Source organism: Spirosoma daeguense (assembly GCF_054776875.1).
This window is the reverse complement of the sequence record NZ_BAAHBF010000009.1, coordinates 270,207-282,419: the sequence shown is the minus strand read 5'-3', so window position 1 is coordinate 282,419 and position 12,213 is coordinate 270,207. Positions and strand designations below refer to the sequence as shown.

The 12,213-nt window shown below is 44.5% G+C and carries 11 protein-coding genes; 7 read left to right on the top strand and 4 right to left on the bottom strand.

Features of this window, described 5'->3' with window-relative positions; all coding sequences use genetic code 11:
• Positions 1–116: 116 nt before the first annotated feature.
• Positions 117–296, bottom strand: coding sequence for a hypothetical protein (locus tag ACYVD4_RS27135; RefSeq protein WP_460951024.1), 180 nt, complete (start codon positions 294–296; stop codon positions 117–119).
• Positions 297–503: 207 nt separating this feature from the next.
• Here ACYVD4_RS27135 and ACYVD4_RS27130 point away from each other — a divergent pair, with 207 nt between their 5' ends.
• The 5 genes from ACYVD4_RS27130 to ACYVD4_RS27110 are packed head-to-tail and all read left to right on the top strand — an operon-like array spanning position 504 to position 5,131.
• Entirely contained in the window at positions 504–1,082 is a 579-nt protein-coding gene (locus ACYVD4_RS27130) for an RNA polymerase sigma factor (protein WP_460951023.1), read from the top strand.
• Positions 1,079–1,798, top strand: coding sequence for a tetratricopeptide repeat protein (locus ACYVD4_RS27125; RefSeq protein ID WP_460951022.1), 720 nt, complete (start codon positions 1,079–1,081; stop codon positions 1,796–1,798). The genes ACYVD4_RS27130 and ACYVD4_RS27125 overlap by 4 nt, the downstream gene beginning before the upstream one ends.
• A gap of 33 nt (positions 1,799–1,831) precedes the next feature.
• On the top strand, positions 1,832–3,007 hold the full coding sequence (locus ACYVD4_RS27120; RefSeq protein ID WP_460951020.1) for a hypothetical protein: 1,176 nt from the start codon (positions 1,832–1,834) through the stop codon (positions 3,005–3,007).
• Positions 3,004–3,663 (top strand): hypothetical protein, encoded by a 660-nt coding sequence (locus ACYVD4_RS27115; protein ID WP_460951019.1) that lies wholly within the window; start codon positions 3,004–3,006, stop codon positions 3,661–3,663. The genes ACYVD4_RS27120 and ACYVD4_RS27115 overlap by 4 nt, the downstream gene beginning before the upstream one ends.
• Before the next feature lie 10 nt (positions 3,664–3,673).
• Positions 3,674–5,131 (top strand): M48 family metalloprotease, encoded by a 1,458-nt coding sequence (locus ACYVD4_RS27110; RefSeq protein WP_460951018.1) that lies wholly within the window; start codon positions 3,674–3,676, stop codon positions 5,129–5,131.
• Positions 5,132–5,364: 233 nt separating this feature from the next.
• Here the strand turns inward: ACYVD4_RS27110 and ACYVD4_RS27105 are convergent, their stop codons facing one another.
• The 3 genes from ACYVD4_RS27105 to recQ all read right to left on the bottom strand — a co-directional run bounded on the left by ACYVD4_RS27105 (position 5,365) and on the right by recQ (position 10,210).
• Entirely contained in the window at positions 5,365–6,519 is a 1,155-nt protein-coding gene (locus tag ACYVD4_RS27105) for a PSP1 domain-containing protein (RefSeq protein WP_460951017.1), read from the bottom strand.
• 110 nt (positions 6,520–6,629) lie between these two features.
• Positions 6,630–7,916 (bottom strand): phosphoribosylamine--glycine ligase, encoded by a 1,287-nt coding sequence (gene purD / locus ACYVD4_RS27100; protein ID WP_460951016.1) that lies wholly within the window; start codon positions 7,914–7,916, stop codon positions 6,630–6,632.
• An 83-nt stretch (positions 7,917–7,999) separates the two neighbouring features.
• The gene (recQ, locus tag ACYVD4_RS27095; RefSeq protein ID WP_460951014.1) at positions 8,000–10,210 is read right to left on the bottom strand and encodes a DNA helicase RecQ; all 2,211 of its coding nucleotides are present in this window, start codon (positions 10,208–10,210) and stop codon (positions 8,000–8,002) included.
• 107 nt (positions 10,211–10,317) lie between these two features.
• Here recQ and ACYVD4_RS27090 point away from each other — a divergent pair, with 107 nt between their 5' ends.
• Together ACYVD4_RS27090 and ACYVD4_RS27085 are read left to right on the top strand one after the other, a co-directional pair.
• The gene (locus ACYVD4_RS27090) at positions 10,318–11,286 is read left to right on the top strand and encodes a KpsF/GutQ family sugar-phosphate isomerase (RefSeq protein ID WP_460951012.1); all 969 of its coding nucleotides are present in this window, start codon (positions 10,318–10,320) and stop codon (positions 11,284–11,286) included.
• A gap of 386 nt (positions 11,287–11,672) precedes the next feature.
• Positions 11,673–12,188, top strand: a complete 516-nt coding sequence (locus tag ACYVD4_RS27085; protein WP_460951010.1) for an RNA polymerase sigma factor — start codon at positions 11,673–11,675, stop codon at positions 12,186–12,188.
• Positions 12,189–12,213 lie beyond the last annotated feature (25 nt).

The following is a 12,213-nucleotide window of genomic DNA, read 5'->3' as shown; positions in this document are numbered from 1 at the left end:
CTGTTAACAATTCAAGGTAGTTTAGGTATGAAACCCCACAGCAGCGGCCGACCGTCTTAAATCCCTCCCCTGTAGGAAAACGGTCGGCCGCTGCTGTGGGGTTTCATACCTAAAAATCAACCAGGCGTTCCACCACCGCCACCACTTCCGGTTTTGGGAGGCTGATCGTCGCCATCTTCTAGATACGTAGCTGGTGCTTTGGGTTTGGGTTGAACAGGTTCAGGCTGGCAGGCAGTCAATGAAAGGCAGGCTAGTACGGTTAAGGCCGTGAGTGATTTGAGAAGGCTAGTACGCATCGGAAATAGGAGTTTGGCGTTCGGCAAGCTGAATCCCACCACTGGATCCGGACCTTTACGGAGCCTTTTCCCATTTTTTCGCGTCTGACCTTACTTATTTTTCATTTTTTTTCGTCTGTCATTTATTTCCAGCCAAAAGAGCTGTTTCTTATTGTTACCTCTGGTTAGCTTATAGGTATATATTCATAAAGCATTCCGGCCTTCCTCATGGCAAGATTTTTTACCGATAAGCAAATTTTTGATGGCATACAAAGTCGCGAATCAGCCACCGTCGACGACATTGTTCGTTTTCTGTATGCGCAGTGCCAACGTAGCATTACGCATCTGGTGACACTCAATCAGGGAAATCTGGCCGATGCCGAAGATTTATTTCAGGACGTAATACTGGCGTTCCTTCGCAATACGTGGGAGGGCCGATTCCTGCTACGTAGCGACGTGAAAGTGACAACATATATTTATCAGATTGCGCACACAATGTGGCTCAAGGAACTACGTCGGCAGGGAGCACACGATCGGCGTATCGATCAGTACGGCCAGAAACAGTCGAGCCAGGAAGATGACATGCCCAGCCCTGAAGATGAACTGATAGAGGTAGAGAAAATTCAGTCGGGCCAAGCCATCTTTAATCAGCTAGGCAATTTGTGCCAGCAGATATTGAAAGCTTTTTATATCGATGGTAAATCAATGCTTGAGATTTCTCAGGAATTCAATTTAGGTACTGAAGACAACGCTAAAACCCGAAAATATCGTTGTATTCAGTCGCTTCGCAAACTAATGACACCATGAAACGACCAACCGATAAACAACAGGAACATGAATGGATAGAACGTTACCTGCACGGCCAGATGGCTGGTGACGAGCGTATTACGTTCGAAGCCGAATTAACATCCGATCCTTCTTTACGACAAGAGGTCGACTTGCTAAAACGCACACATCAACTTATACAGGAAGCTTTTTTAGACCACTCACCTCAACCTATGCAGGAAGCATTGCTGGAGCAGAATACCCGATCCACCTTAAAAGAACTTCAGGCCCAAAATCGCCAGCGAATAAATCGGATACGGCTCGTCAAACGCTCCGTGTCGAGTCTGGTTTCAGCCGGTTTTATCTTGATCTTGTATTTATCGCTGATGCCCATTTCATTTCCCGACTCCGAAAACGACATCAACGTAACGCGAAGTTTATCAGATGATAGCACCACAAATGACCAAAATCAGGTATTCGGTCAGTTTTTCGAAGGACAAACCCATCTTACAGAAGGGCAATATGCGCTGGCTGTCGAAAATTTTGAACGGGTTTTACGTGTAACCGACATCCGTCCGTATTTTCGTGAAGCTGCCCAATGGCATCTGGCAGTGGCGTATCTGAAAAGTGGAGAACCTGACAAAGCAGAGCGGGTTTACGATCAGTTTAGCCAATGCATCAGTTGTGAATATACAATTGGCCGTTTAAACCGCTGGAAAATCTGGTGGCAAATTAAATGGTCACAATGGCTCAATTAACCCTGAAAATCCACCCTATTTTCAACCAACACGTTGGCCAATCGTATAACTCTTACCGAAATTATCCGGCATGCTCAGTCAGAAACTAACGCTACGTTTGCCCAACAGGTAAGCGATTTCTTTGAACCACAAATTCGGGAACGTATCGAAAAACGGAAGAATCTACGTGACATTGATGCGCAGCGACTCCGACTAACTGCACTGAGTGAATTAGGCCTTATTCTGAAAAATCTAAAAGGCATTTCCAACGAGTTTGAAGTCAATTATCCATCTATTCTAACCAAGTTGGTTGATGCTTGTGCCTGGAAATTAGCTTTGCCCAGACAAAAGCCTATTGACGTAGTAGAGGCCGACACACATTGGCAGGCAGGTATTTTGCGGCAAATGGATTCATTCGCCCAAATGCCAGATTCTATTCGGCTAAAACGACTGCTGGATAAGTGTACGCAAGAAGATAAAAGAGCCATTGCCCGGCGAACACTACGTACCGTTGTTGCCCACGTAGCAAAATCGACCAAACCAGTCATACTGTTTGCACTTGAAGGTCAGCAGCTCGAAATACGCTGGAAAGTATGCAAACCTTTTCTGTTACAACAGATTGATTTATACGCATTTCTCTTTACTGACGAAGACACCGCCGGAGCATTTATTGCCGATGCAATGAAAAATCTGCGGCATTGGCTCTACAAACAACTTTTGAAAGAAGGAGTTGATTCGGGAGAGATTGAGAACGCCTACGAACAGGCGCAAATGGAAGTTTATGACGACTTGCTCAAAAAACGAAAAAAGCCTGACGATCAAAAAAGTAACGTAGGCGCCGAAGCCTCGTTAAGTACTACGTTGATTGCGTTTGTGAAGCAAAGTCGGTTCGTTTCTAAATTCTTAAAAAAATCGCCGGAGAAAGCGGATTCCGAACGTATTGAACATCAGGCGAAATCAGATTCGGATGATGACGAGCCTTTGGAAGAGGAACGCACAGCGTTATCGACTATCGTTCAGGACTGTTTTAAAAAACTGTCGGACGAGTGTCAGAAATTTTTGACCCGTCTGTATCTCGACGACTCATCCGACAAGATAAACGTAGTGGCCAGGCAATTCGGAATTGAACCGCCTGTTTTTTACAGAAAGGTAGAAAAATGTCGTAAAACGCTGGAAATCTGCATTCGTGAACAAGGTACACAACAACAGTTAACTTTCTGGCTGCGATGACTCCCCTCGACCGACACGAACTTATTGAGAAGAAGGAAAACGGAATCCTAACCGACGCCGAACACGCGCAATATCTCGACTTGTTGAAAAATGACCCAACATTTTCGGATGAAGTTGCTACGTATCAGCTACTCAACGATACTCTACAACAACGGGAAGACGAACAGCTCTGGGCCGCTTTTGAAGATGCCCTGTCAGAAGCACCAATTATTCAAAAAAAACCGTTTTATACCGTTTGGGTTCAACAAAATCCGGCACTCGCCGTGGCAGCTTCGCTCATTGTCTGTCTAACGCTTGGCTATATTATCTGGGTAATTATTCAACCCAAAGAACCACAGCTCGTTAAACTCGAAAACAATTACCTTTTTCCGGGCGATACGACTACGTCGGCAAATGGGCAGGGTTACTCGAAACGTGATACGCCCATTGGTGAGCTACCAACAAAATGGATCGTAAATCCCAAACAGAACGTAGTAGCATCATATATTTATTGCCACGATACGTTAAGCGTTTTCATTCAGAATCAACGTGATACGTTGTACATTCAGGATGCGAAACTGCGGTATGATTCCAAAGAACATAAGTTATCCATAGAGCGGTCAAACAAGGGTTTATTTATCTTTGATGAGTGCGAAAACTCGCCAAATCCTTTTTAACCCACTATTCATGAAATTCTGGTTATCCACTCCCTTTCTCCTCATTTTCTGTCTGCAACTTTTTGCGCAATCAAAGCCTAAATCCATCCCGATTGCCGTTGCCGATACAGCCTACAAACGACCTTGCGACTGCACGGTGCTGGGAAAAGGGCCAAGAAAATTTTTGCCCAACGAAGAAATAGCGAATAAAGTCGTAGCTGACCTGCTGAAGCTTGTTCATCAGCACAGTTCATTAAAATATACCGATACTATTGTGGTAAAAGAAGCCGGTTGTGGGCCACCCGAAGCCCGCAATTGCCCAACCGACTTACTCGGGAAAGGAACGGCCGATGTACCGCTGATTCTTTACAATAATGTGTTTCTGAAAGGAATAACCCGCAAAGACGGGCCAATTACCAAAATAGATCTGCACATTCTCTCCCACGAAATTGGCCATCACGTATTCGGACATCTAAAAAACACCGACGGCGAGGCCGTATTTACTGAATTACACGGAACAGATGCCATAAGTACCAACCGGATTTCCCGCCGTTATAGAGTATCAAACCGTCATGCCGAAGAGATTCAGGCCGATTTCTTTGGTCTTTGGCTCCTATCACTCAAAGAAAAGAATCTTGATTTTGATGCTTTTGCCGCAGACTTTAATACAGATTACATACGCGAATTTGTCGACCCTGATACAGTCTATAGCTCTACTCATCCTTTTTTCAGGAATCGTATCGCAGCCATGCGCCGGTTCTGGCCTCAATTACAAATTCGTAAGCTACAGAACACCGGAATAAGTCGGGGTTATTTTGCAAAATCGGCTACTGCAGCTTACATCGACGTACACCCCGAACATTGGTTCTGGGATGTTGGGCTTGTTGGCGGAGTCAATCTGGCTGGTAAACCTAGCTTTTCGATCAACAGTCAACCCATTGATGCTATGCTTTATACGTTTCCAAACGATGAGGATCGTTATGGTTGGTCGGCGGGTTTTAGCGTTAGTCGTTTTCGGTGGAATTACCCGTTGCGATATGAGGCCGAGATTACATACTCAAAAGAGCTTTACAGTACAACTATGGGTGCTGGTAACACGCGTCAACGACTCGAAAACTTCGATTTGCGTACGCTGGCTATTTTTCCCAAACTGACTTGGAGTCCAACGAGCAAACCAACCGCTAAATTTTCAACCAATCGGTTTGGTTTTTTTTTCAGCGGAGGATTTAACATTAGAATTCCTCTGCATATAGGCTATGAAAATCACGCCCTTACCCTCCTACCCAATACTAAACCATCACTCCTTCTGACCGTAAATCCACGTGCATCTGTGGGTATCGAATTCCTGAAAAAGACCTTTTTACCCCGTGGTTATAAGCTGGCACTGAACTACGAGTTTCGAACGTTGGGACTCAACACCAACGCAAATCCAACAACCGTTTCACACAACGTCGATCTAACCCTTTATTACACCTTATCCCGTTTCTAGACGCTGTCAACTATTTTTTTATCGAAACTTCGGTAAGCCTGTTACTTATACTCAGTCAGATGGAATTCATAAGAAAGCATTGTCATAGATTGGCTATAAACTTCTGTTGCCTTCCTTAAGTCGCTACGTTAAGCCTGATTTTCGCTTTTTTAGCCGCTTTTCGTTTCTATCAAACCACCTAAAAAACGAAAAAGGTAGCTCATGAGCTACCTTTTTCGTTAATCAAGCTATTGTTAGTTGCCTTTCGGCTTCTTCTTTTTCTTTTTAGCCGACCGCGAAGTGTATTTCGCGTCCAACTTTTGTAGATCGCTATTGAGCGAAGCAGGTATAACAGGTTCTTTTTCGCCGATGGGCGTCAGTACGTCAAACGATTCGGGAATTACTCCCCGTTTATTTAACTCAACAATTTCGAGTACACGGCTGATCGCCAGCGCATGCCAAGTACTTTCGGCTCCGTAGCCAAACCACATCAGCTTGCGAAAAATGTCTGTTTTTTGCAAATATGCCTTGCCTTTTTGCGTTTCCAGCGGCTTATCGATAGTTGGAATATCACGTAGCGCGTCCATATACGTATCGAGCTCGTAATTCAGACAGCACTTCAACCGACCACATTGGCCAGAAAGTTTTGCCGGATTCAGCGACAGATTCTGATAACGGGCAGCCGACGTAGCGATATTTTTAAAATCGGTAAGCCAGGTAGAGCAGCAAAGTTCGCGTCCGCACGAGCCGATACCACCCAATCGGCCCGCTTCCTGCCGAAGGCTAATCTGGCGCATTTCGATACGTGCCTTAAACTCACTGGCCAGCATTTTAATCAGCTCCCGAAAGTCGACTCGTTCTTCCGACGAATAGTAGAAGGTTGCTTTGCTGTTATCTGACTGAAATTCAACATCCGACAATTTCATACTCAACTTCAATTCACGAATAATTTCTCGTGAACGATAGAGCGCCGGCAGGTCTCGCAGAACGGCTTGTTCGTGCCGTTCCATATCTTTTGGCGTAGCAATGCGGTGAATAACTTTGGTATCGTCGGTAATTTTGATAGCCCGTTTTTTCACCTGCAAACGTACTAGTTCGCCCTGTAATGATACCGCCCCGATATGAAAACCCGATTGCATTTCGGCCACTACGTAGTCGCCTGTTGTCAGATCAAGCTGGTGGACATTTCGGTAATATTCCTTACGACCACCCTTAAATTTCACCTCAACTACATCATATCGTTTCATACCCGGCATCGCAATATCGCTAAGCCAGTCGAACGAATTCAATTTATTACAACCACCAGTACTACATCCTCCACTGCCGCACCCTGCCGTAGCTGTTTTCTGCCCGTTCGATGCGCCGTTTTGAGTACCACACCCGCCGGTTGCGCAGGATTTACAACTCATATAGATATATCGTTATAGAGTTGTAATGTTGCAATGTTTTATAGTTATTCCTTCAAAATAAGCTCGTTAACTTTTTAACTATATAACCTTACAACTTTATAACTCTGAAGTTAGTCAGCATACCGTATCAAGTCGACCCCGATATCACGGCGATACTGTTTTCCATCAAATTGCACCATCCGGGCCGCTTCCTGCGACTTTCGGACGGCATTTTCGAGCGAATTGGCCTGTGCCGTTATAGCCAGTACGCGTCCGCCATTCGTTAACACGTTATCATTTTTAGTGCGTGTTCCGGCATGGAAGGCTATTACGTCTTCCAGACGATCTAATTCTGAAATAAGCTTACCCGTTTCATAATCTCCAGGATAACCGCCCGATACCAATACAGTAGTAACAGCCGTTTGAGCCGATACCTGTACGTCGAGTTTATCCAGTTCTCCATCTGCTGTAGCCACCATAAGCTCAACAAAGTCGGTTTGAATACGAGGCAGCACTACTTCCGTTTCCGGATCACCCATACGTGCATTATATTCAATAACGTAGGGTTCACCATTTACTTTCATTAATCCAACAAATATAAATCCCTGGTATCGAATCCCTTCCTGCTTTAAACCTTCCAGTGTTGGCTTCACTACTTTTTCTTCAACTTTCTTCAGAAAGGTTTGGTTGGCAAATACCACTGGCGATACAGCCCCCATGCCGCCTGTATTAGGACCTGTATCATCTTCGCCAATACGTTTGTAATCTTTGGCTTCGGGCAGAATTTTGTAGTTTTCGCCATCACTCAAGACAAAAACGGATAACTCGATGCCACGCAAAAATTGCTCCACAACTACTTTGTTGCCCGCTTCGCCAAACTTCTGCCCACCCAGCATTTCATCAAGAGCAGCCTGAGCACTTGCCAGCGTTTCGGCAATAATAACCCCTTTACCAGCGGCTAGCCCATCGGCTTTTAAAACAACCGGAAGTGCATGCGTTTCCAGATAAGCCAATCCTTCCTCTAACGTATCGGCCGTAAAGGTTTTCGAGGCCGCTGTGGGGATTCCATAACGTACCATGAACTGCTTGGAAAAATCTTTACTTCCCTCCAATTGAGCACCTTTCGCATCTGGACCCACGATACGTAAATCGGCTAAATCCGGCTCGTTACGTATAAAATCGACAATACCCTTCACGAGCGGTTCTTCAGGACCAACGATGAGTAGATCGATACTGTGTTCACGAACCGATTTGGCAATTGCCGGAAAGTCATTGTAAGAAATAGGCAAATTGGTTGCCACCTGTGAAGTACCCGCATTACCCGGTGCTACAAACAACGTATCACAAAGTGGGCTCTGCGCCATTTTCCACGCAAACGCGTGTTCACGCCCCCCCGACCCTAGTATTAGTATATTCATAAATAGTGATGAGTGATGAGTGATAAGTGATGAGTGACAATTAGTTGATACTAGTTTATCACTCATCACTCATCACTTATCACTTAATTAGCTACTTCCGACAGGAATTTGATTCGCATTAACCGCAGATCCTGTTCGGTGAAATCATCTCCTCCAAATTCACGCATGGCCACTGCAATGTTATCACTTTCGGCCTGCATGAAGTAATCATAGATTTCATCCTGCCGGTCTTCGTCCATAACCTGGTTAATGTAATAATCCAGATTTAGGCGGGTTCCAGAATAACAAATATGCTCGATTTCTTCCATCAGATCTTCCATCGACAACGATTTAGACTCAGCGATTTCATCTAAATCGACTTTACGGTCAATTTGCTGGATAATAAAAATCTTGACTTTCGATTTATTAACGGTCGACTTGACTACTACGTCCTTCGCCGTCTCAATCTCATTATCTTCAACGTATTTGGTGATCAGTTCGATAAATGGCCGGCCAAATTTCTGTACTTTACCCATACCGACACCGTTGATCTGGGCCATTTCTTCCCGCGTGGTCGGATAGGTTGTCGCCATTTCTTCCATGGATGTTTCCTGGAAAATGACGTAAGGCGGCAGGTTTTTCTCTTTGGCAATTTTTTTCCGAAGAGCTTTCAGCAGACCAAGCAATTCTTCGTCATACGCAACTCCTCCCGACGATGGGGACGTATCTTTGTCGTCATCGTCTTTCACATCGGCTGTCTGCTGCTCGTAATCATGGTCTTTCGAGAGCGTAACCGGATAAGGATCTTCGATATAATTCAGTCCTCGTTGCGTCAGCTTCAGAATGCCGTAGTTATCAACATCTTTTTCCAGATAACCGTAAATGGTTATCTGTTTGATGAGTGAACACCAGAAATTACAGTCTTCGTTAAACTCGCGCCCTTTTCCGTACACAGCGAGTCGGTCGTGTTCGTAGCTCGTTACGTATTGATTACTCGTAGCAGTCAGTACGTCGGCCAGGTGCGTTACGTCGAAACGCTGATCGGTTTGCAACACGGTTTGCAGTGCCAGAACCACTTCGTGCTGTACTTTGAATTTTTCGGTTGGTTTCACGCAGTTATCGCAGAAACCACAGTCTTTATCCAGAAACTCTCCGAAATAACCCAACAACTGCCGACGACGGCAAACACCCAGATTGGAATAAGACACCATCTCATGGAGCAGATGTTTGGCATTATCGCGCTCCGTTACGGGTTTGTCTTTGTTAAATTTCTCCAGCTTAACAATATCGTCGTAGCTGTAAAACATTACGCAATTACCTTCGAGCCCATCGCGCCCGGCCCGGCCTGTTTCCTGATAATACCCTTCGAGCGATTTTGGCGCATCGTAGTGAATCACGAACCGAACATCAGGTTTATCGATACCCATTCCGAAAGCAATGGTTGCGCAGATCACGTCCACATCTTCGTTCAGGAAGGCATCCTGATTGTGCATACGGGTTTGCGGGTCCAGACCAGCGTGATACGGTAATGCCTTAACATCATTCACACTTAGCAACTCGGCAATTTCTTCAACTGTCTTACGGCTCAGGCAATACACAATACCCGATTTACCTTTATTCTGCTTAATGTATTTAATCAGTTGCTTTTTGGCATCGACCTTGGGTTTGATCTCGTAGAACAGGTTTTTTCGGTTGAAAGACGACTTATACAGATTTGCGTCTTCCATCTGCAGGTTTTTCTGAATATCCTGCTGCACTTTAGGCGTTGCCGTAGCCGTAAGTGCTATAACGGGCAGGTTACCGATATTATCGACGATCCCCCGTATTTTCCGGTATTCCGGGCGGAAATCATGCCCCCATTCCGAGATACAGTGAGCCTCGTCGATAGCGACGAATGAAATATTGGCTTTCTTTAAAAAATCCAAATTCTCTTCTTTCGTCAGCGACTCTGGAGCAATATACAGAAGCTTCAATGAACCATTGAGCGTATCTTTCTTAACCTTATTCATTTCTGCTTTCGACAGCGTCGAATTCAGAAATTGCGCATTGATACCGAAAGCATTTAACTGGTCGACCTGATTTTTCATAAGGGCAATCAGGGGCGAAATCACCACTGCTGTGCCATCGCTCACAATGGCTGGCAATTGGTAACACAGTGATTTACCGGCTCCTGTTGGCATAATCACGAATGTGTTACGCCCTGCCATAATGTTGTAAATTATAGCCTCTTGCTCACCTCGAAACTGACCGTATCCAAAAATTTCTTTTAATCGCTCTTTAAGCGTCGCATGGACTGACTCATCAACCTGCATCATTCTACAAATCGTACAAAAGTTACTTTACTCTATATGTTGCCGTATCTTTGCTTTAATAAAGTTAGCGAATATACGTAGCAAACGATTCTTGATTAGCAAAACTAGCGTTGAAAGTAATAAAAAATACTCAAACGATTGCCCGTTCGGTCCTGTTAGCCGAAGCTGATGCGATTCGAAATGCAGCCGAATTGCTTGACGAACAATTTGATGCTGCCATTGATGCGATTCTTAAAGCAACAGGTCGACTCGTGGTTACGGGCGTGGGCAAGAGTGCTCTAATCGGCCAAAAAATTGTAGCGACCCTAAATTCGACCGGAACGCCTGCTTTATTTATGCACGCTGCCGATGCCATTCATGGCGACCTGGGCATGATTCAGGATAACGATGTAGTAATGCTGATTTCTAAAAGCGGTGATACGTCCGAAATAAAAGTATTGCTTCCTCTATTAAAGCGTACAGGCGTTCAGTTAATCGCTCTTGTTAGTAATCGCCAGTCGTATCTGGCTCAACATGCCGACTTTGTTCTGAATGCTTACGCAGCGCTTGAAGCTGACCCCTTAAACCTTGCCCCTACTACCAGCACGACTGTTGCACTGGCGTTGGGCGATGCGCTGGCTGTCTGCCTGCTCGAAATGCGCGGCTTTACCCGACAGGATTTTGCCCGTTACCATCCAGGAGGCTCACTTGGCAAGAAACTCTATCTGAAAGTTGCGGATATTTTTCCCCATAACCAATGCCCACACGTAGCACCAGACACACCTGTTAGGGAGCTGATTTTCAGCATTTCAGCAAATAGATTGGGCGCAACGGCAGTTGTCGACGAAACAGGTGTACTGATAGGTATTGTAACCGATGGCGACATTCGTCGGATGGTTTATGAGCATGAATCGTTCTGGCAACTGTGTGCCCGCGACGTAATGACGGCCTCGCCTATCTGCGTAGCACCAGACGACTACGCAGTTATGGCTCTACAACTTATGCAGGCGCGCAACATTACCCAAGTTGTTGTGGCCGAGCATGGTCAGCTAAAAGGTTTCGTTCATCTGCACGATCTTCTTAAGGAAGGCTTAGTGTAGCGTTACTACGTGTGATTCACGAATCTAATTTCTTGGGGCCAGTTTTGAATTTTTGATGATTCTAAGAGCAATGACAGTAACGATACTTATCTAAAAATAAGGTATCGTTACTGTTGTATTTATATTCTTTCTGTTCAATGCAATTATGGAAAGGTTAAACAAAAATTGGCGTGAGATTCCACACAATGGGGGAAATATTCCACACTCCACACCCCATTCACCCAATTACTGGTACAATAAAAAACAATTTTAAAAATATGTAAACAACTAAAAATCAATTATATAAACCGCCAAATAACAACATTATTCGTTATCTTAAAAAGACTGGTTTTGTTTTTGTCTAATAGCTTAACAGATTTGATTCAACAGGAAAAACTTAAACGACCATGACCGCTCTCGAATTTACCCATCATATCGGCAAAGTATCAAAATCACTACGCCCATTTGCGCTCCGTCTGACGAAAGATGTTGAAGATGCTAATGACTTATTACAGGATACTTTATTAAAAGCCTTTACAAACCGCGATAAATACACAGACGGCACCAATCTTAAGGCGTGGTTATACACGATCATGAAGAATACGTTCATTACCAACTATCAGCGTATGCTACGTAAGAACACATTCATCGATACAACAGATAACCTGCACTATATAAATTCAACAGAAAGCAGCACCGACAATCTAGCTTATTCGTCGTTTGCTCAGGATGATATTAACCGGGCTGTTAACAAGCTCGACGACACATACAAAACTCCATTCATGATGCACTTCCGGGGCTTCAAGTACCATGAGATAGCAGCCAAGCTAAACATACCCATAGGTACAGTGAAAAACCGCATTCACATTGCTCGTAAGGAGTTGAAAGATCAGCTTAAAGTTTATGCATATTACAATGCATAACGATACTTTTTCATCAATGCTTCGT

What these genes read in the sequence shown, in the direction of transcription:
- ACYVD4_RS27135 (WP_460951024.1), bottom strand. Translation starts at nt 296, where the DNA reads ATGCGTACTAGCCTTCTCAAATCACTCACGGCCTTAACCGTACTAGCC.
- ACYVD4_RS27130 (WP_460951023.1), top strand. Translation starts at nt 504, where the DNA reads ATGGCAAGATTTTTTACCGATAAGCAAATTTTTGATGGCATACAAAGT.
- ACYVD4_RS27125 (WP_460951022.1), top strand. Translation starts at nt 1,079, where the DNA reads ATGAAACGACCAACCGATAAACAACAGGAACATGAATGGATAGAACGT.
- ACYVD4_RS27115 (WP_460951019.1), top strand. Translation starts at nt 3,004, where the DNA reads ATGACTCCCCTCGACCGACACGAACTTATTGAGAAGAAGGAAAACGGA.
- ACYVD4_RS27110 (WP_460951018.1), top strand. Translation starts at nt 3,674, where the DNA reads ATGAAATTCTGGTTATCCACTCCCTTTCTCCTCATTTTCTGTCTGCAA.
- ACYVD4_RS27105 (WP_460951017.1), bottom strand. Translation starts at nt 6,519, where the DNA reads ATGAGTTGTAAATCCTGCGCAACCGGCGGGTGTGGTACTCAAAACGGC.
- purD (WP_460951016.1), bottom strand. Translation starts at nt 7,916, where the DNA reads ATGAATATACTAATACTAGGGTCGGGGGGGCGTGAACACGCGTTTGCG.
- recQ (WP_460951014.1), bottom strand. Translation starts at nt 10,210, where the DNA reads ATGATGCAGGTTGATGAGTCAGTCCATGCGACGCTTAAAGAGCGATTA.
- ACYVD4_RS27085 (WP_460951010.1), top strand. Translation starts at nt 11,673, where the DNA reads ATGACCGCTCTCGAATTTACCCATCATATCGGCAAAGTATCAAAATCA.